Consider the following 19,700-nt stretch of genomic DNA (forward strand, 5'->3'; position numbering starts at 1 on the left):
AATTTAAAGCTTATAAATAGGATAATCAAGGGTTAGTACAAAACATCCTACTAAACCCACTTTTCCCACTTAACCACACAAGTACTATCGTAGCTAAATATACAATTACTCACTTGTTGCGACTCATTCTAATCAATCAACTCCCCATCCACACAAGCAATACCCCACTTGGGAAACCTCCCCAGCAGTTTTTTAATTACAATCCGCAAAGCAGGATCATCCTCCCAGCATTCCACAAGAAACTCTTTTGCAGGTTTTTCCCCAACTATCCCCGCCATCTTCATCTTTTCCATACGCAGAGGTCGCGCATTAGATGGAGTAGAAGGACGTATGGACGTATCAGTTTTTTGAAACGATGTTTTGGCTTACAACGTTGTTTATATAGGGGAGAGTTAGGATTTTGTCGTTGGGTTGGCTGGGGGATTATCGCTCATAGCTTAACTATTATTAGTCGAGTGACTCTCAAAGAGAGAATAATTTATCACGCTTGTATTGGAAATTTCTAATATTAATTAGACTTGAATGTAAGATATTATGCTATTAGAAATAGCGGGAGAAAAATAGTTAAAATGATCTGGGCTATAATGATATACTTGGCACATACAATTATTGATTATTAACAAAGTTTTATATCTGATTTGTTCAGCAGGTTCGCACCGCTAAATAGTCCAAACTCCAGTCGTTTGATAATTGTTATAAATTGCTTTCTTTGAATATAAAACAGCAGTCGAATTTTTGAAAATTTCTCAGGAAAATTATTTAAATTATGTTCTTAGTCCGCGCAGGCGGACTTTGTTTGTATAGCTGCGACTTCCAGTCGTCAGGGCAAATTTACACCCTTTTGCTGTTGATAAATTTCCTTAAACAAAGCTTGCTGTGTTTTATGATCCACAATGGGTTTAGGATAACCAACAGCATGAAGTTCTAAAGGGGGAATTTTACCAGTTACTAAATATTGTGTATCTACAGACCGCAGTTCTGAGACCCATTGGCGGATATATTCCCCATCTGGATCGAACTTTTGCGCTTGACTGGCTGGGTTAAAAATTCGCAATGGTTTGGGGTCCATGCCACTGGAAGCACTCCATTGCCAGCCGCCATTATTAGCAGATAAATCACCGTCAATTAACTTCTGCATAAAATATTTTTCTCCCCATTGGGGATTTATCTGCAAGTCTTTGGTGAGGAAACTGGCGACAATCATTCGACAACGATTATGCATCCAGCCGATTTCATTTAACTGGCGCATGGCTGCATCAACGATGGGAAAGCCGGTTCTACCTTCGCACCAAGCTTGAAAATGTTCTTGGTTATTTTCCCAAGGGAAGTTTTTAAAGGTTTCCCGATAAGCACCTTCAGCTAGTTCCGGGAAGTGATACATTGCGTGTTGATAAAATTCCCGCCAAGCTAATTCCTGTTGCCATGTGCGGATACTGGCTTCTGTTTCTCCACTGCGGCTGTTTTCTAATGCCTCTATTGTGGCTTGCCAAACGGTGCGAATGCCAATAACGCCAAATTTTAAAGCTGCACTCAGTTGTGATGTGCCATCTACTGCTGGAAAATTGCGCTGTTCTTGGTATTCAGTAATGGCATTATTGGTAAAAGCCTCTAAACGTGCTTGCGCCGCCGCCTCTCCAGGAGAAATCACCAATTCTCCCTCCCAGACAAATCCTAAATCTTTGGCGGAGGGTAATTCAATTGCTCCTGCAAGCTTGGCAATTTCCTGTTCATCTGCCGTTAATCCCTCAGCATTTTCCAGTGTTTCTACTGGTTTTGCCTTCGGTTTACTGCTCCAATTTTTCCAGAAGGGAGTATAAACCGTGTAAGGAGTTTTAGCACCGCTAAAAATTTCTTCTGGAGAGTGGAGGATCTGATCCCAATTTTGGTTAAGAAACTGAATGCCTTTTTCCGTTAGAGAATTAATTATAGTGCGATCGCGTTTTTGCGAGTACGGTTCCACATCCCAATTCCAAAACACAGCCTTAGCTTTCAATGCCTCAGCTAAATCTGCAATCACTACCACCGGCGGCCCATGCAGAATTAACAACTGACTACCAGCTTGAATATATCGCTCTTGTAGCGCCTGCAAACACCCCAGCATATAAGTTACTCTCGCTGGTGCGATATCATCCCGCTCCAGAATATCAGGATCAAGGCAAAACACACCTACCACTTTTGGACTCTGCCGTTGTGCCGCAGCTAGTCCCGTATTGTCAGCAATGCGTAAATCGCGGCGATGCCAAAACAGAATTAAATCAGACATTCTCTATTGATGATGGTTCACCTGTACTAGATTAAAGTCTAACGGTACCCTTGGGCATCACTCCACTGATAAATTTATATCTGACTTTAGCTGAATGCCTCAATATGATATTGGAGTACCCTTGGAGTACCCAAATAGACGATGACGGCTCAGGTTACACAACGACACAAATCACTGATGCAGAAATGCGATCGCAAACAGTAAGACAAAGTGCGATGGTCGAAGACCCGCCTTCTCTTCGAGACGCTACGCGAACGACCATCGCATCACCAAGAACCTAAAAGGGCTGTAAGACTAGAGGTTTACGAAATCAGCAGCGGTGAACGTCGTGGTATTAATACCAGTCAGCGTTGCCAAAATTTCATTCGTGGAAGTCACCAGGATATTGCTACCAGAGAAACTCAGTTGCCCAAAGCTCAAACCACTATACAGTCCGATTAAATCTTGACCGTCAGAGAAATCAGTAATAGTATCAGTACCTTCCCCAGCAGCAAAGGCAAATGTATCGTTACCATTGCCACCAGTGAGGGTATCGCTGCCAATACCGCCATAGAGGAGATCGCTGCCAGCACCCCCGTAGAGGGTATCGCTGCCAGCACCCCCGTAGAGGGTATCGTTGCCATTACCACCGTTAAGGGTATCGTTACCCGCGCCCCCATCCATCAGTCCATCGCCATATAAGACATCGTTACCATTACCGCCGTAGAGACTGTCGTCACCTGCGCCGCCGTAGATGGTATCGTTGCCATTACCGCCGTCGATGATGTCGTTACCGCTAGTACCAAACAGGTTATCAGCAAAATTAGTGCCCAAAATGTTCAGACCAACAGCCACAGTCACCGTAGCAGTATCAGTCAGGCTACCATCACTGAGGGTGTAATTAAAGCTGGCATTGCCAAAGAACAGAAGATTTGGGGTAAAGGAAACGAAATCATCTGCGGTGTTGTTGGCTGTGCCGTTATTATTCAGGACGGCAGTACCGTGAGTAGCACCGCTGACACCAGTAATGCTCAACGAGGTGCTATCTATATCGGTATCATTTGCTAGTAGGCTACTAACTGCGATGTTGACAGAAGTACCAAAGAATGTGGAAGCACTGTCATTAACAGCAACAGGCGCATCGTTAACGGGGGTGACAGAGAAACTGCGGGTTTGTCCAGCTAGGGTGGCTGTGCCATCGGTCACATCGTAAGTCAGATTAACTGCACCATTAAAGTCGGCAGTTGGGGTGAAGGTATAAGTCCCATTCAAGTTGTCCACCAATGCACCGTTAGTGGCAGTTAAGTTGGTAACTGAGAGGATATCACCCGCATCCACATCACTGAAACCTGTTAATAAGTCAGCCGCAGTAATATTGATGGCTGTATCTTCTGGTGTGTTGCTTAAGGTTGCAGTGGGTGAACCTGTTGGCGCATCGTTAACACCGTTGATAGTCAGGTTAACCGTTGCTGTGCTAGTGCCACCATTACCATTATCGCTGACTGTGTAAGTGAAACTATCGCTGGCAGTAGCACCCACACCCAAAGACTCAAATTGACCGTTGGGATTATAGTCGAAAGTGCCATTGGCGTTGAGAGTAAGTAGCGCACCAGAAGCTAGAGTAATTGGTGTACTTACTGTGACGCTGTTGCCATTAACTTTAATCACACTCAGGCTGTCGCCATTGGCATCGGTGTCATTTACCAAGACGTTGATGTTGACGAGGGTATTTTCATCAGTGGTGGCAGTATCGTTGGCGGCAACAGGGGGGATGAAAGGTGATTCATAAGCGCCAATATCCACAGTATCGCCAATGGTGCGAGTGATACCCCGTTGGTCTGTGGTGACACCAGAGGGGATGAGGGTATTGTCTCCCGCGTTGATGGCAGCCGAACCGGAAACTATAGCGTGAGTGAAAGTGGCACCGCCGTTGTCGGCGAGAGAGGCGATGACTTGGTTAATATTGGTAATGCCAGCCGAGGCAAAGGTGATATCGCTACCAGTGCCGATGCTGCCAGATGCGCCAGTCAAGCTACCGATGAGGTTGTTGCCATTGCCTGTGACTGCACCCGCAATATCCGGGGCTTCGTTACCAGAATCAAAGTTGCCGGCGATGATGGTGTTTTGGACGGTGACGGTGCCTTGAGAGCTGATACCCCCACCATCTCCAAAACCATCGTTATCGAAATCAGCAGTGTTATTGGTAATAGTAGTGTTGATCAGGGTTGCTGTACCCGATATACTGATACCACCGCCATCTCCAAATGACCTATTGCCAGAGATAGTAGTGTTGAGCAGGGTTGCTGTACCCGATATACTGATACCACCGTTAGATCCTCCAGTATTGTCAGAGACAATGCTGTTAGTTAGGCTAAGAGTACTAGTACCATTATTTTCGATGCCGCCTGTAACAGCCCCACTATTGTTAGAGACGGTGCTTCCCGTGACGTTGAAAAGACCTTCGTTGAAAATACCGCCTGTCACAAACCCATCATTGTTAGAGACAGTACTGTTAGTTAGGCTAAAAGTACCATTATTGTAGATGCCGCCTACAAGAAACCCAATATTGTTAGAAACAGTGCTGTTAATTAGGCTGAGGGAGCCTTTGTTCTCAATAGCGCCCACATCTCCTCCATTATTGCTATTGTTAGAGATGATGTCGTCGGATAGTGTCAGGTTTTCTACGTTAAAGATACCAGCACCGACAGTATTATTACTTCCAGCCGTAATCGTTAGTCCATTAATTGCTACCGCAATTTGATTGCTACTGCCATCATTGACATTAAAGACAGTAGAGGCATTGTTACCACTAATAATCAGGTTACTTGCCCCTAATCCATTGATGGTCAAGGCATCAGTAATAACTAATTCCCCAGAAGTTAAGGTAATGGTGTCGGGGGTGGCATCAGCGAACACACTACTCGCAAAGGTAATTGTATCTGCACCTGCAAAGGCATTGGCGTTGAGAATCGCTTGCCGCAAGGAACCTTCACCAGAATCGTTGGTGTTGGTGACGACGGTATCGTTGGCAGCGATAGTAACCGTTGCGGTATTGTTGGTACCATCTACCGTGTAACCTGTGCCAGTATCTAAGTTGAGGGTGAGGGTTTCGTCTGCTTCAGCAGCGATATCATTAATAGCAGATAAGTCAACGTCAACAAAACTTTGTCCAGCAGCAATGGTGACGGTTAAGGTATTACCAGAAACCGTGACGCTACCACCACTGAGGCTATAGTCAGCAGTTGCAGCTGTGCTGCCGCCATCAAGGGTGAGGTTAATGGTTAAATCCCCTGTGGTGTCGGTGCGAGTGATGCGATAGACACCGTTACTGCCGCCTTCATTGGCTGTGGCAGTTTGTGCGGTGATGCTGACAGTAGGGGTAGAAACGGGTTGATTCTCGAAGAACACGGTATTGCCGTAACGTTCCCCCACAAAAGCATCGAGGTCGCCATCGCCATCGATATCGGCAAAGGTGGGCGCGGCATAGAACCCCACATCAGTCAGACCGAAGGGGTTGGTAGTGGGGGCGGCGAAGGCTGGATTGCTGGCACTGCCCGTGTTGCGGTAGAACAACGTATTGCCGTCCCGATTGCCCACAAAAGCATCGAGGTCGCCATCGCCATCCATATCGGCTAAGGTGGGCTTGGCGGCATTCCCCACATCAGTCAGACCGAAGTCGTTGGTAGTGGGGGCGGCGAAGACTGGATTGCTGGCGCTGCCCGTGTTGCGGTAGAACAACGTATTGCCGCTAAGATTGCCCACAAAAGCATCGAGGTCGCTATCGCCATCGATATCGGCTAAGGTGGGCTTGGCATATAACCCCACATCAGTCAGACCGAAGTCGTTGGTAGTGGGGGCGGCGAAGGCTGGATTGCTGGCACTGCCCGTGTTGCGGTAGAACAACGTATCGCCGGCATTATTCCCCACAAAAGCATCGAGGTCGCCATCGGCATCGATATCGGCAAAGGTGGGCGCGGCATAATTCCCCACATCAGTCAGACCGAAGGGGTTGGTAGTGGGGGCGGCGAAGACTGGATTGCTGGCACTGCCCGTGTTGCGGTAGAACAACGTATTGCCGTTAACATTGCCCACAAAAGCATCGAGGTCGCCATCGGCATCGATATCGGCAAAGGTGGGCGTGGCAGAAAACCCCACATCAGTCAGACCGAAGGGGTTGGTAATTGGCGTGATAAAATTCGGGTCAGTGCCTAAAATCTCGTCAGCGCCGTTAATTGTAATGGTGACAGTAGCATCGCTAGTCCCGCCTTGACCATCACTGACGGTATAAGTGAAGCTATCACTAGCGGTTTGACCCGCAGCCAAGGATTCAAATTGAGCGTTGGGGTTGTAACTGTATGTGCCGTCACTGTTGAGCGTTAATAAAGCACCGGAAGCTAAGGTAATCTGATTGCCGACATCAGCAGCAACGCCATTTACAGCCGCTACTGTCAAGATATCGCCCGCATCGGGGTCGGTGTCATTGGTTAAGACGTTACCAGTGACAGAGGTATCTTCGCCGATGGTAGCAGTGTCGTTATTGGCAATGGGAGGATTGTTGACTGGGGTATTAGCGGATGTATTCTCGAAGAACAGGGTATCGCCATCAAGATTACCGACAAAAGCATCTAAGTCGCCATCGCCATCGATATCGGCAAAGGTGGGTGCAGCAAGATTACCCACATTAGTCAGTCCGAAGGGGTTGGTGGCTTCCAGGGTGAAGGTGGGAACAGTTGCACTTCCGGTGTTGCGGTAGAACAGGGTATTGCCGTCAAAATTACCCACAAAAGCATCCAAGTCTCCATCAGCATCGATATCGGCAAAGGTGGGTTTCGCAGAAAACCCTACATCCGTCAGTCCGAAGGGATTGGTGGCTTCCACGGTGAAGCTGGGAGCAGCCGAAGTTCCAGTGTTGCGGTAGAACACGGTATTGCCGTAACCATTCCCCACAAAAGCATCCAAGTCCCCATCGCCATCGATATCGGCTAAGGTGGGTACAGCAACATACACCACATTTGTCAGTCCGAAGGGGTTGGTGGCTTCCAGCGTGAAGGCGGGAGCCGTGGCAGTTCCACTGTTGCGGTAGAACAGGGTATTGCCATCAACATTACCCACAAAAGCATCCAAGTCCCCATCGCCATCGATATCGGCAAAGGTGGGTGTAGCATACGACCCCACATTCGTCAGTCCAAAGGGATTGGTGGCTTCCAGCGTGAAGGCGGGAGCCGTGGCAGTTCCACTGTTGCGGTAGAACAGGGTATTGCCCTGCTGATTACCCACAAAAGCATCCAAGTCGCCATCGCCATCGATATCGGCAAAGGTGGGCACGGCAGAAAAAACCACATTCGCTAGTCCGAAGGGGTTGGTAATTGGGGCAATAAAATTCGGTTCAGTCATGTTAGTTTTCTCTTGATTCAAGTGTAGGGTTAATCAACTTACTCGTTTGTCGCACTTCCCCTACCCCAGTTAAATAGGGTGTCAGGTGTCGTTCGACAAACTGCAACAAACGCGGGTAACGGTAAGAAACCGAACCCGTGAGGTAGGGAACACCACTGTTAACTTGACGACGAATCGCTGCTGCTAACAGCGAAACCCCTCGCCCCCGCTTCTCAAATGCTTGTGCAATTGAAATAGTGGTGTAGCGAATTGTGTCAGGTGCTACCCGATGGGTTAACACCCAACCAATTACCTCCCCCCGATAGCGCAATCCCAAGCTATTTAGGGGTTCTAAGCGGTGTGCCTCGACATTAGGCGGCAGGGATAAACCGGCATCTAACCAAGGAAACACCTCAAAGGCTGGAGGTAGGGGATACTTATTTAACCAAGGTGCTTGGGCAATTTTTTCTGTAGCGGTTTTGCCTAGCACCAAGTTAATTTGGGGTGGTTGCCAATGTAGCTTTTGCAGTAGCGGTTCTAAAGCGACATTGGTAAGTGTACTGGTTGAATAGCTGAGGATGATTTCAACACATCCCTGTTGGGCTAATTCTCGTTCTAAATAGGCGAGTAACCTTGTGCCAATTCCTTGACAACGGTATTCGGGTAATACGAATAGGGAGATGATTTCGGCTTGTTGGGGGTTTAAACGTTCGCTGATGGCAAAGCCGACTATTGCACCGTCTAGGGAAGCAGAAAGCCCAGTTAATTCGCCTTGGGGCGGTTGAGTTTGCCAGCGTTTTTGCAGGCTGGGATAGGTGAGGTGATTGTAGTCGAGGGCGTTGCTGCTGTTGAGGTGATACACCCGTTGGTAACGGATTTGATCCCCCCTTGAAAAGGCTGCCTCACTACTAGTCTTGGGATTACCCCTCCCTAACTCTCCCCTTGTCAAGGGGAGGGAACTAGATTGTCCGATTTCCCCCCTTTCTAAGGGGGTAATTTGTTGTGTGGGTAAACCAGCGACGGGGGGGGTTGCACCTAAACTGGGACGTTTGGCGGTGGGTTTGGTGGTGACAATGCCGCCACTGTTGGGAAATGTGACTAGGCGCTGAATTTCGTCTGACTGTAAACCAATTGCTTGGGGTTGTAGCACCCCAGGTAGAACTACAACATCAAATAGTTCTTCAATTACTCCCTGAAAATATAGCCAGTGCAGGGCTGTGCCTGTCTGCAAGTCAATTACCATTAAGCCACACTGGGGGCGATTTCCTTGGGAATTTAAGCGGTTTTCTAGGGTTAATCCGGTAAAACTCTGGGAACGTAGTTGAGATAGTCCCACAAAGGCGAAGTTTTGCCAAAAGGCTAATCCACGCACAAATCCAGGGCAGAAGGTGATGGGATGGAATTGATGATCTTGGATGTAGCCTAATTCCCCTGTGCCGGAATTGAGTAACCATAATTTCCCCTGATACCAACGGGGAGAATGGGGCATGGATAAGCCTGTGGCGATGATTTCGTTTTGGGCAACGTCGATGACGACTCCGCCATCAATGCGATGATTCCGCCACCCGGCGGCTGTATCTGTGGTACTACAGGCAGTGACATAAGCGGGTTTGCCCTCTACCATTGCTAGCCCATTCAGATGACAACGATCTTCAGCGACGAGTTTGGAGATGAAGGGCGGTTGCCAAATGGGGACAAAGTTGTAGTCTGGGCTGAGGGTGGCTAAACAACTAAAGTCGGTATTGACAAAAATAACTTTTTCAGAATCGTCTAAGACTACTTCATGGGCGTTGACATCGCCTGTGGTGTAAGCGGTGCGGGGGACATAAAGGCGATCGCATTCCTTGTACTTTTCGCCATTATCCAAGAAGTTATCAAAATGCCAGAGTTGGTAGCGGGTAGTCATGTAGAGGCTTTTGCCATTCAGATATAGCCCCATTGGTTTGTCGAATAGCCTTTCGTTGAGCTTCAGCTTTCCGTTCGCTTGGCTACCAACGAAAAAAAGGCGGTTGGTTTGGTAGGTTGTGAATGCCAAGCTGAGATTTTGCTCGCATAGCCAAGCGCCGAATTGCTCAGAAGCGTTGATTTCTAGTCCACTAGCGGCAGAAACAGGGGTTTGCATTGGTTATTGGGTTAAAAGAGACTAATTAGCTTTGATTTTTTACCCTGGAGTCTTGAATGCTCCCACATGCGCGACATTATGCGACTTTATTTAATAAAGAATTAGCATTTAGGTTAAGAAAACGCAGTAAAATAGTCTCCTGCACTGTCTGGAAATTGTTTTTTAGGCTCTAAAAAAGCTGAGTTAATAATAGGATTTTAAATAATAAGTTGTTTCAATTTAGTTTCCTATCAGCCTTTTTTCAAAGACAAATAAGTAGGTGGACTGAAAAAAATCAAATCATGTAACAGTATGTAAAGATGCCTCAATGCAATATTCTGGTTGAGTTTCAGGCATTTTACAAAACGCAATACATTTCTGTTTTATTTTGTAAGCCTACTTATTTATTAGCTAAATTTTTCCGCTGTTCTCCCATTTCATCAAGCTTACGCTCAATCTTTTCCATAGCCAGGGGTGACGGCTGAAAATGCCCATTTTCCCAACGGTTAATTGTGGGATAAGTGACACTTATGTTCTTTTTCCAATTCACGATTTAATGAATCTAGATAATCTTGAATTTCTTGTGAACGGTAATGTCACACTCAACAAAACAATAGTTCTAATAACGACCAATTGCAATAAATATGTTACTAAATTTTATAGGAATTTTGATTTTTATTCAGTAAATACCCTCAGTAGATACCGCATAATTATAAATTTTAGATAAAGAAATAACTGCTTTTCAATAATAAAAATTACCCATAGACAGCACAAAATTGACCGTTGCTCTCAACCTGTTTAATCTTTTTCAAAAGAAAAATCATTAAACACTGAAACAGAGGACAAAACTTGCTATTGCTAGAGTTACCAGTATAATTACAGCGCTAAACCAACTCTTTATGCAAGCTCTTGAAAAAAGATTGCAGTAGTTATTTTGTACTATTAATAAATTAGAGATTCCCACAATCAATCTTTGGAAACAGGCGTGGATCTAGCGAAGATACCGTTGGCGAATTCAAAAATAATGAATATTTAGCCTCTGAAGTTGGTTTACAGTAACGACAGCACAAGGCTTTTAGGCATTTGTAGTACATTCGCCAACAGTGTCAACGCTAAATTCAGCACTGGCGATCGCCTCCACCCCTGAAGCAGAGTTCATCCAAACTTCAAAGCTCGATCCAGAAAAAGCCAGAGATGCTTCACTACGCTGCGCTCTGAATGAACCATCTACATGGAGCGAAGCTACTCAAAGTCTTTTCTTGTTGCCTAGTCTAAACTCCAGGAGGATGCCATTTTTGCTAAAATCCGCAATTAACTGGCAGTCTCAGACGTGAATTCAAGCCGCATACTTAACTAGGTAATAAAACTCCGGTTTGTCTATCGGAAATAGTGGCTATTTGATTTAAAATTAAGTATACTCTTGTTAACAGATAATTAGTCTTTTTGTCATGGCGACTTTATTACTTGACGACGGCACCATTGAGACTGAGTTAAGCGAGATAGTTCGTGAACTTGAACCCCTCGGCATCCACCTAAGCCATTACGACCCCGGAACATCTCTCCTGTTCCCCAACTTGCTAGATCAAGATCTTGTCACAGAGTCTGAAAAGCGTTATATTTTGGGACTCCATAACAGCGTCTTTGAATTCCTGCAACAAGAAAACGGTTATCTCTGGTGTGATTTGCAGAGTGTACATCCAGGTTCGCCAAATCTCCAAACGCAGATCACGACTTATAGCCAGTATCATACTCACACCACTGCCGAACCAATCTACGTATTAGCAGGAGAGATGATCTATGGCTTCGTGCGACCAGATGGTAGTCACGTACAGCTTTTGCTTCAGGCACAAGACTATCTCCACATTAGAGCCGGTGTAGAGCATTGGTGTAGTCCTTCGGCATCTTTGCATTTCAAAGCGATCCGTTATTTCACAAATGCAGAAGGTTGGATGCCACATTACACAGGAACTCAGTTGAGTGATTCTCTCAACAAACCTCGCTAAAGCTTAATTCCTGCTGCTAAAAACGACTTTGTAAGCATCTACCAATTTTCTATTTCGGTGTTCTAAAGCGAATGGATTCGCATTAGTTTTTGCTGCTTGTTTACCGAGGATAAAACAGTAAAAAACAACTACCATTCAATAAAGCAGTGATTACTGCACCAATAATCACACCTTTCATTATTCCTGGTCTTTGTTGTCTTTTTAACCTGAGGCAAACTGGAATTACATATAAAAGTTGCCAGAATAAAAAACCATAACCCCCAACAATCCAAACCATAAAAAAAGAGTAATTACCGTATATCTGATTGACAATTAAGCCTAGAGCAAATATTGCTGCTATTGCTATAAGATGCATACCCAATAACAACAATATGCCTAAGAAAATTTCGCGAGTCTCATTTCTTTCCGACATTAATTCACCTCAATATTTAATGTTGATAACTCACATTTAATCGGGACGATTATTAACTAAGTGATACCCAGCGCTACCCTCGCGGTAAAACATATTGAAGGTATCAAAGGGAATAATCCTCCCGTCTGGGTGGACAATATGAATACAGGAGCGCTTCACCGAACGAACATCAAAGTTATAAGGGTCGAGAAACTGGACAATCATCACCCGAAATACATTCTCATAGGTAATACCTTCAGGTACAGCCAACAAGGGTAAACAACACAAAAGCTGCTTTAACGAAGTTGCAGCGGATTTTGGTGAATGACTGGTAGAAAATAATTCAAAAATTTGTTTTTTCAGTTCTTCATTTTGCTCATAAAGTACGCTGTTTGGCAACATCTTCACAAACACATCGGGATTGATTAAGCCAGTTAGAGGGATAACTTGACCATTAATTTTTAGCGCATAAGCCATTGCTAAACAATCAGGATGGCAGGGAACTGGGAGAATATCTTCAGGTTTAAAATAGGGACTTTGTTGGAGAATTGAGCGGCGAACTTCTGTTAAAGTGTACCTATCTCGCTTTTCTTCAAATCCCTCTAACCTTCCCGCTGCTTGGATTGGTTGAAAAGTCACACCCCGAATACATTTCTGTTGTAAAGCATATTCAATAATTTTGCCGATTTCTTGGTCATTCAAACCTTTTTTTAGGGTGACAACTAAAGTAGTAGAAATGTTATATTCGTTGAGATGGGCAATAGCTTTTTCCCGCACACCCCGCAAATCTGCGCCGCGTAATTCCTGTAGTGCTTCGGCTTCAAAGCTGTCAAATTGCAGATATACCTCAATTCCGGGCATATATTGGCTGAGGCGATCGCAAAATGATTTATCTTTAGCAATCCTCAAACCATTGGTATTAATCATTAAATGCTTAATTGGCCGGCTTTTAGCAATATCCAGAATTTGAAAAAACTCTGGGTGCATTGTTGGTTCACCGCCACTGATTTGCACTATCTGTGGTTCTCCCTCATTCGCCACCACCGCATCAATCATCATGGTGATGTGTTCTAAACTGCGATGACGACGCGTTTGTTGCGATATATCAGAAACTTCTTCAGCACCAGAATCAGCATAGCAAATCGGACAGGAAAGATTACATTTATCTGTCACCTCAACAACAGTTATACAGCTATGCTGTTCATGATCAGGGCAAAGTCCGCAATCATAAGGACAGCCATATTTAATTGGGGTATTAAACTTCAGAGGCATATCCCCTGGCTTGATAAATTCCAGAGATTTTTGATAATACTCAATATCATCAGCAATCAAAATTTCTTCTCTCCCGTGGGTGGGACAGTGCTTAACAAGGTAAACACAATCATCTCTAAAAATTATTTTTGCTTCCACCTTAACGAGACATTTAGAGCAAACGCTATTCGTCAAAGCATGAAAAAGGTAGTTGCGAGTAGGCATGGTAACTAATAAACTTTTTTTATTTGGAATATTTTGGTAATACTACGATGATAATATAAAATAGCTAATAAAGCAGCAAATTGAATCGCGCTTATTCCTAAAAATGGGTGAAAATCAGGCTTAAGAAAATCTATCAGGAATCGAAAGCTTAAATATAAAACTAAATAAAATTTAAATAAATCACCATTTTCATAGCGATAGCGACGACGAAATTGTAAAAACACAATTAGACATATGAGAAACATAATTTCATATAATTGTGTAGGATGGCGACTAATCCCATCGCCAAAATCGACACCCCAAGGCAATGTAGTGGCAACTCCATAAGTGCGATCGCTTAACCCCGTCAGAAAGCAACCAATCCGGCCCACCGCTGTACCCACAATCAACGGATAGACAAACGCATCACCAGTAGACTGACGAACGCCAATGATTTTTTTGGTGATTTCCACACCAATCAAACCACCCAAAAGTGCCCCAACTACAGTTTTCCCTTGCAGGAATATGAATAAAAATTCTTGGGGATTTTGCCAAATTAAATCGAGATGTTGCAGCCCCACCAATACCTTAGCACCAATTAAAGCGCCCACCATACCGCCAACCATCACAGAACTGCGTTGACTGGGTGCAATTAAATCTTTTTTACCAACATTACGCAATAATAAACGCAAGGCAACGGTATAAGCCAAAGACTCAAATAAAATATGCGGATGAATCTGTAAAGATCCCAACCAAAAATAAACGGGAAAATTCACAACTTACTTATTTCCAGTTTTGAGAGTTAATTGGTGAGTAATACATCAGGAGTTTAACTCAAAATTCAACTGCAAAATTCAAACCCTTAACATAACTATTCAGCCGAGATCAAATCACTCCACTTCCTCGCAGTGGATTAACAAAGTTTCCATCGCCTCAGCCAAAGAAATCAACTCTGTCCAAGAAGAACCACTAACTAAACTTTGGGCGTGCGCTAATCGGTTTCGCAAATGTTCCGCCGACTTAAGGAAACGTTCACCAAACCGCTTTGACTTCAGTCCTAATTGCTGGAAAAGTTCAGGTTGATTTAAAACTAAATCTCGCTTATCACAAAATTGTAAATAATCTAATAAATCAGTGGCTTCATTTCTTTCTTGACTCTCTCGCCATAACTTTTGAGCAGCTTCTAAACGTTCCGGTTTCAGGACTTGTTGCCAAGAATCTTGGGGATAATAAATTCGTACCAGTCGCAACAGATTCATTTCTAACAACGTCACCAAGCCAAAAAGCAGCATTCTCACTGGTGCTTTTTGCAAATCACCACAGGTAATAATTCCTGTCACCTGATTACAATCTAACACAAACAATCGTGGCGTTTGTTGCAAGATGGGTAACAACTTAATTAGTGGGGTAGAAATGGCGACGAGTTCTTTAGTATGGAACACCCGTTGATAGTCGCCACAATTGCCAGAGTTGCCTTGCATCAAAGTAGCGCGTTCCACATAACCGCTGATACTATCTCCCGTCTCTACGCCAACAACATCAAAATCTTGTAGCTGCATCCAATGCAGCACATCTGTCACCTGTGCGTCAGCTGACACAGCTTTTAGGGGTTCCGCCACATATTCAATAGTGATATTGTTCTCAAATAAACTCCGCAAGTCTTGAGAACGGGATTTTAGCTGTTTCATCTGCCTATAGATATAACATATCAGCAGAATTAGTATTTCATAGAAGCCCGCTTTGTAACTGTGCAAGCTTTGTACTTGTAAAAGAAAATTAATACTTGATCAATTAAACATCGCAGTGAAAATTAAATATACATTATGCAGAACCCTTGTAGAGACTAAGTATGGCAAGTCTCTACATTCTTTCCCACTAAATGTCCATTGATTGCAAAACTTCAAGCGCCCAGACCTTTTGAGCCTGAGCGCTTGAATATTAGGTTGCAGAGAAACTTCTGCTGGTTAATGAAATTAAGCAGGCATCATTTGCATAGATCTACAAGATTCTGCACATTTGCGGCAGGCGGCAGCGCACTCCATCATTTTGGCGTCATCACTCATCATTTCGCAGGCCATTGCACAACGTTCGCACATTTCTGCACAAAGCATACAAGTGCGTCCCATGAACTCAGAACCGCCCATCATCATGCTCATGCACATCATGCACATTTCAGAGCAATCGCGCATCATGCTCATCATGCTCATGTCCATATACCTACCGCCTTTGCTCATGCAGTAAGTCATGGTTTCCATGCACATCTTTTGACACTCCATGCAAGCATTCATGCAAGTTTGCATTTCGGTGGTCATGGTTTCAGTCATCATCATCATCATAGGAATTACCTCTTGATTTTCTGATGTGTAGATGGTGCCCTTTGCAGGACTACTTATAACAGTAATCATATCTTTTTAAGGAGTCAATGGCATTTTTTTTGCGGATATTATAAGCCAACAATTCCGATAGAATTACCGGGAATTGAGAACAATTACACATAATTAAGTGCTATTTTTCTAGAAATTATTGCCAATTAAGGGCTAGAATCTCCCCTAGGAAGGTGGGGATTTCTCCCACTCGTAAGTTTTGAAATTAAAGACTAAAACCCAGGCAGATATTTGGTGAAAAACAATGTTATGCTTTGCTGACAAACGTCTAATAAATAATATTTATGAATTTATATTAAGACATCATTTGTTAAGTTATATCAAATTGCTCAACAAAATAAATTGATCTGTCATCTCTAACGATGCGTAGACGCCATAGGCTCGTTGATGGCTTTTGATTATATGCTGATTTTTGGGGATAATTCCGGCTTTTGGAGAGATTATCGGTTTAGTTAACCCCAAACTAAAGTTTTGAGATAAGTTATCCGTCTAGCACCCAAATTTGCCTGTTTGCTAAACAAATATCAAACAGGTTTGTTGCAGAAACAGTCTTTCCTGCGTTTTGTGTCTTAGTTAGTCAACCCTTCAGAAAATCAAATAACCTTCTATCATGGTAGTTAGTAGTAGAACTTGACCTTTGTTCCATCCAGTCTTTGATGGAATAGCTCAGGTTTATGCACATTGATGCCACAAGCTTAACTTGCTGAACTACACCACTAACAGCAAGGTAAAGAGCATCATGTTAACAAAAGTGTTTGATGCTTTGCTTTTTGCCTTACAAAGAATATCGGGTAAGCTACGACCTGAGTTCCTGCCGGCAGAATGTGGAAGCTTTGACTGAATAACCTAGTTGGAGAATGATCATGTCGAAGGAACAAAAAGGTAATAGAGAAACTAAAAAACCCAAAAAAGACGCCAAGGATAAAAAGGATAAAAAAGATCCAAACAGATATGACGGCAACTTAGGTAAATAACTGTAGTGCTTGCGGTGCGTTAGCCTCAGCGTAACGCACCGTACAAGACTTAGCAGTTTTAAAACAGAGCATTTTCTAAATCAGCTTGCAAATCTAGAGAGTGCTCTATTCCTACAGAAAGACGGACTAAATTATCCTTAATTCCCCGTTTTAGTCTTTCTGTTTCTGGTAGAGAACCGTGAGTCATTTTTGCGGGATAGCAAAGCAGCGATTCTACTCCTCCCAAACTCTCTGCTAGTAAAAATAACTGGAGACGGGATGCAAAACGTTCCACTTCGGCGAAACCACCTTTTAATTCCAAACTAATCATCCCCCCAAAGCCAGACATTTGCTCTTTTGCTAGTTGATGTTGTTCATGACTAGGCAAACCTGGATAATAAATTCGCTCGACTTTGGGATGCTTGGCTAAAAATTCCGCCAAAAACAAAGCATTTTTTTCATGTTCGCGCATTCTCACAGCTAAGGTTTTAATGCCTCTGAGAACTAACCAACTATCGAAAGGACTGGGAACCGCTCCAATGGCATTTTGATAAAACTTCAGTTCTGTGTATAGTTGTTCATTAGAGGTGACAACTGCGCCGCCAATAACATCGCTATGTCCCCCTAGATATTTGGTTGTGCTGTGAACCACAATATCAGCACCTAATTCTAATGGCCTTTGAAAGTAAGGGCTAGCAAAGGTATTATCAACCACCAGAACAATATTGTTTTTCCGGGCAAAATTTGCTAGGGAGACAATATCAATAATTTTCAACAGTGGATTTGTAGGAGTTTCAATCCAAATCAGCTTGGTATTGGGTTGAATTGCAGTTTCAAATTCAGCGATATTGTCTATATCTACATAGGTAGTCGTCACACCCCAGTTTTTAACCACCCGTTCTAGTAAGCGATATGTCCCACCATATAAATCGTCGCCAGCAACGATATGGTCGCCAGTTTTGAGCAAACTTAATACAGTAGTTGTGGCAGCTAAACCAGAGGCAAATGCTAAACCAAATTTACCGTTTTCAATAGAGGCTAAAGATTCTTCTAGGGCATTGCGGGTAGGGTTCCCTGTGCGAGAATATTCATAACCTTTATGTTGCCCTATTGCTTCTTGCTGGTATGTGGATGTTAAATAAATCGGCACAATTACAGCACCTGTTTGGGGGTCTGGTTGCTGGCCTTCATGAATTGCTCTAGTTTCAAATTCCATTTGATTCCTGGTTTTGACTAATCCAATATCTGATTAAATCGGCTCTGGTGATTAAGCCTATGGGGACTTTTTGCTGTGTAATAATAATCCCTGTTGTGCCTGATAATAGCACTCGATAAGCTTCGGATATATCGACTTCTTCATCAAGACTCGGTAACGGTTTACCCATGACTGCCGAAACTTCCTGATTAGAAAAGTTGATTCCGTCATGGAGGTATTTCATCAAAGATGCTTCATTGAGGCTGCCGACTACATGGTTATGATCAATTACTGGTAACTGGGAGATATTTAACTTTTGTAGTAAGTTTGTGGCTTTGCTTAAGGTATCACGAGGACTCACTGCAATTAGAGAGGGGAAATCTGTTTTCTGTACCAGGATTTCACCAATTTTTATTGGTCTGACTGTTGTCCCTTCCCAAAAACCATTTTCTTGCATCCAGACATCGGAGTAGATTTTATTGATGTAATTTCTGCCTGTATCTGGTAACAGTACAACAATATATTGAGGCTGGGATAATCTGGCTGCATACTTGAGGGCTGCGGCTACTGCTGTACCACAGGAACCTCCCACTAATAAGCCTTCTTCTCGTGCAAGACGCCGAGCCATATTGAAAGATTCTTTATCACTGACGCGAACCATTTCATCGACTAATTGGCGATTAAAAGTTTTGGGGATAAAGTCTTCACCAATGCCTTCAACTTTGTAAGATTTGGGACTATCTCCGGAAAGAATTGAACCCTCTGGGTCTGCACCGACAATGATTATATTCTGATTTCGCTCTTTGAGATATTTGGCAACTCCGGAGATGGTGCCACCTGTGCCCATACCTGCTACAAATACATCTATTTTTCCGTTACTATCTGACCAAATTTCTGGGCCTGTGGTGAGGTAATGAGCTAAGGGATTGTTTGGGTTTTCAAATTGATTTGGTCTGTAAGCGCCGGGAATTTCTTTGGCTAGTCTTTCGGCTACGCCGTTATAACTTTCTGGTGAGTCTGGTGGGACTGATGTGGGGGTAACGACTACTTCTGCGCCATAAGCTTTGAGCAGGTTGATTTTATCTTGGCTCATTTTATCGGGCATGACGAAGATACACCGATATTTTTTGACCGCGGCAATTAGTGCTAGTCCGACTCCTGTATTGCCTGCGGTGGCTTCGATGATGGTGCCACCGGGTTGCAGTTGTCCTGCTTTTTCTGCGGCTTTTATCATGGCGAGGGCGATTCTATCTTTGGTGCTGCCGCCAGGGTTGAGATATTCTACTTTGACATAGATGCTAGAGGGGATGTTTTCGGTTGTGCGGTTGAGTCTGACTAATGGTGTTCTGCCGATTGTTTGCAAAATGTTGTCGTAGGTTGCCATGATTCCGCCTTGTCAGGGATGGGAATTAGGTTTTGTGGGTTTTTCATTTGGGATGTTGAGGAGAAGAGAAGAGAGGAGAGGAGAAGAGAAGAGTAACGTAGATGCGGAGCGGTGTGCCGCAGGCTACCGCAAAGGACGCTGCATAGCGCGAAGGGAAGAGGCAAGAGGGAAGAGAAGAAATTACTGTTGAGCCTGTGTTGATCTTTTTTCCTTTATCTA

Annotated in this window: 15 protein-coding genes and 1 pseudogene; 4 read left to right on the forward strand and 12 right to left on the reverse strand. The window is 43.9% G+C overall.

Annotated features, from left to right (window positions below; all coding sequences use genetic code 11):
* Positions 1-128: 128 nt before the first annotated feature.
* On the reverse strand, positions 129-293 hold the full coding sequence (locus CYLST_RS35060; RefSeq protein ID WP_172642147.1) for a hypothetical protein: 165 nt from the start codon (positions 291-293) through the stop codon (positions 129-131).
* A gap of 36 nt (positions 294-329) precedes the next feature.
* Between CYLST_RS35060 and CYLST_RS34065 the strand changes: the two are divergent.
* Positions 330-506, forward strand: a pseudogene (locus CYLST_RS34065) (ISNCY family transposase); the annotation flags it as partial.
* A gap of 314 nt (positions 507-820) precedes the next feature.
* On the opposite strand, the gene CYLST_RS02250 reads toward CYLST_RS34065, so the two are convergent.
* Positions 821-2,263 carry an FAD-binding domain-containing protein gene (locus tag CYLST_RS02250; protein ID WP_015206077.1) on the reverse strand — a complete coding sequence of 481 codons (1,443 nt, stop codon included), beginning with the start codon at positions 2,261-2,263 and terminating at the stop codon, positions 821-823.
* A gap of 104 nt (positions 2,264-2,367) precedes the next feature.
* Here CYLST_RS02250 and CYLST_RS34070 point away from each other — a divergent pair, with 104 nt between their 5' ends.
* Positions 2,368-2,544, forward strand: coding sequence for a hypothetical protein (locus CYLST_RS34070; RefSeq protein WP_157162513.1), 177 nt, complete (start codon positions 2,368-2,370; stop codon positions 2,542-2,544).
* 13 nt (positions 2,545-2,557) lie between these two features.
* Here the strand turns inward: CYLST_RS34070 and CYLST_RS02255 are convergent, their stop codons facing one another.
* The 3 genes from CYLST_RS02255 to CYLST_RS33020 all read right to left on the reverse strand — a co-directional run bounded on the left by CYLST_RS02255 (position 2,558) and on the right by CYLST_RS33020 (position 10,266).
* Complete coding sequence (locus CYLST_RS02255) at positions 2,558-7,636, reverse strand: beta strand repeat-containing protein (RefSeq protein WP_015206078.1); 5,079 nt, start codon at positions 7,634-7,636, stop codon at positions 2,558-2,560.
* A gap of 1 nt (position 7,637) precedes the next feature.
* On the reverse strand, positions 7,638-9,737 hold the full coding sequence (locus tag CYLST_RS02260) for a TIGR03032 family protein (RefSeq protein ID WP_015206079.1): 2,100 nt from the start codon (positions 9,735-9,737) through the stop codon (positions 7,638-7,640).
* Positions 9,738-10,116: 379 nt separating this feature from the next.
* Positions 10,117-10,266 (reverse strand): helix-turn-helix domain-containing protein, encoded by a 150-nt coding sequence (locus tag CYLST_RS33020; protein ID WP_245587458.1) that lies wholly within the window; start codon positions 10,264-10,266, stop codon positions 10,117-10,119.
* A 553-nt stretch (positions 10,267-10,819) separates the two neighbouring features.
* Here CYLST_RS33020 and CYLST_RS34075 point away from each other — a divergent pair.
* Positions 10,820-11,050 (forward strand): hypothetical protein, encoded by a 231-nt coding sequence (locus CYLST_RS34075; RefSeq protein WP_157162514.1) that lies wholly within the window; start codon positions 10,820-10,822, stop codon positions 11,048-11,050.
* Between the two features lie 114 nt (positions 11,051-11,164).
* On the forward strand, positions 11,165-11,719 hold the full coding sequence (locus CYLST_RS02270) for a 1,2-dihydroxy-3-keto-5-methylthiopentene dioxygenase (protein ID WP_015206080.1): 555 nt from the start codon (positions 11,165-11,167) through the stop codon (positions 11,717-11,719).
* A gap of 100 nt (positions 11,720-11,819) precedes the next feature.
* Here the strand turns inward: CYLST_RS02270 and CYLST_RS02275 are convergent, their stop codons facing one another.
* The 7 genes from CYLST_RS02275 to CYLST_RS02310 form a co-directional block, all read right to left on the reverse strand.
* On the reverse strand, positions 11,820-12,131 hold the full coding sequence (locus CYLST_RS02275; RefSeq protein WP_015206081.1) for a hypothetical protein: 312 nt from the start codon (positions 12,129-12,131) through the stop codon (positions 11,820-11,822).
* A 36-nt stretch (positions 12,132-12,167) separates the two neighbouring features.
* Entirely contained in the window at positions 12,168-13,586 is a 1,419-nt protein-coding gene (locus tag CYLST_RS02280) for a radical SAM protein (protein WP_015206082.1), read from the reverse strand.
* Positions 13,587-13,591: 5 nt separating this feature from the next.
* Positions 13,592-14,341, reverse strand: a complete 750-nt coding sequence (locus CYLST_RS02285) for a prolipoprotein diacylglyceryl transferase (RefSeq protein ID WP_015206083.1) — start codon at positions 14,339-14,341, stop codon at positions 13,592-13,594.
* A 114-nt stretch (positions 14,342-14,455) separates the two neighbouring features.
* Positions 14,456-15,253: a hypothetical protein gene (locus CYLST_RS02290; RefSeq protein ID WP_015206084.1), complete on the reverse strand. Its 798-nt coding sequence runs from the start codon at positions 15,251-15,253 to the stop codon at positions 14,456-14,458.
* Positions 15,254-15,538: 285 nt separating this feature from the next.
* Positions 15,539-15,901: a four-helix bundle copper-binding protein gene (locus CYLST_RS02295; protein ID WP_041233380.1), complete on the reverse strand. Its 363-nt coding sequence runs from the start codon at positions 15,899-15,901 to the stop codon at positions 15,539-15,541.
* Positions 15,902-16,981: 1,080 nt separating this feature from the next.
* Positions 16,982-18,118, reverse strand: coding sequence for a cystathionine gamma-synthase (locus tag CYLST_RS02305; protein WP_015206087.1), 1,137 nt, complete (start codon positions 18,116-18,118; stop codon positions 16,982-16,984).
* Positions 18,108-19,481, reverse strand: a complete 1,374-nt coding sequence (locus CYLST_RS02310; RefSeq protein ID WP_015206088.1) for a cystathionine beta-synthase — start codon at positions 19,479-19,481, stop codon at positions 18,108-18,110. The genes CYLST_RS02305 and CYLST_RS02310 overlap by 11 nt, the downstream gene beginning before the upstream one ends.
* Positions 19,482-19,700 lie beyond the last annotated feature (219 nt).

The sequence above is a fragment of the Cylindrospermum stagnale PCC 7417 genome, from assembly GCF_000317535.1.
Lineage (GTDB): Bacteria > Cyanobacteriota > Cyanobacteriia > Cyanobacteriales > Nostocaceae > Cylindrospermum > Cylindrospermum stagnale.

What these genes read in the sequence shown, in the direction of transcription:
- CYLST_RS02290 (WP_015206084.1), bottom strand. Translation starts at nt 15,253, where the DNA reads ATGAAACAGCTAAAATCCCGTTCTCAAGACTTGCGGAGTTTATTTGAG.
- CYLST_RS02260 (WP_015206079.1), bottom strand. Translation starts at nt 9,737, where the DNA reads ATGCAAACCCCTGTTTCTGCCGCTAGTGGACTAGAAATCAACGCTTCT.
- CYLST_RS35060 (WP_172642147.1), bottom strand. Translation starts at nt 293, where the DNA reads ATGGAAAAGATGAAGATGGCGGGGATAGTTGGGGAAAAACCTGCAAAA.
- CYLST_RS02255 (WP_015206078.1), bottom strand. Translation starts at nt 7,636, where the DNA reads ATGACTGAACCGAATTTTATTGCCCCAATTACCAACCCCTTCGGACTA.
- CYLST_RS02270 (WP_015206080.1), top strand. Translation starts at nt 11,165, where the DNA reads ATGGCGACTTTATTACTTGACGACGGCACCATTGAGACTGAGTTAAGC.
- CYLST_RS34070 (WP_157162513.1), top strand. Translation starts at nt 2,368, where the DNA reads ATGATATTGGAGTACCCTTGGAGTACCCAAATAGACGATGACGGCTCA.
- CYLST_RS02275 (WP_015206081.1), bottom strand. Translation starts at nt 12,131, where the DNA reads ATGTCGGAAAGAAATGAGACTCGCGAAATTTTCTTAGGCATATTGTTG.
- CYLST_RS02310 (WP_015206088.1), bottom strand. Translation starts at nt 19,481, where the DNA reads ATGGCAACCTACGACAACATTTTGCAAACAATCGGCAGAACACCATTA.
- CYLST_RS02250 (WP_015206077.1), bottom strand. Translation starts at nt 2,263, where the DNA reads ATGTCTGATTTAATTCTGTTTTGGCATCGCCGCGATTTACGCATTGCT.
- CYLST_RS02295 (WP_041233380.1), bottom strand. Translation starts at nt 15,901, where the DNA reads ATGATGATGATGATGACTGAAACCATGACCACCGAAATGCAAACTTGC.
- CYLST_RS02305 (WP_015206087.1), bottom strand. Translation starts at nt 18,118, where the DNA reads ATGGAATTTGAAACTAGAGCAATTCATGAAGGCCAGCAACCAGACCCC.
- CYLST_RS02280 (WP_015206082.1), bottom strand. Translation starts at nt 13,586, where the DNA reads ATGCCTACTCGCAACTACCTTTTTCATGCTTTGACGAATAGCGTTTGC.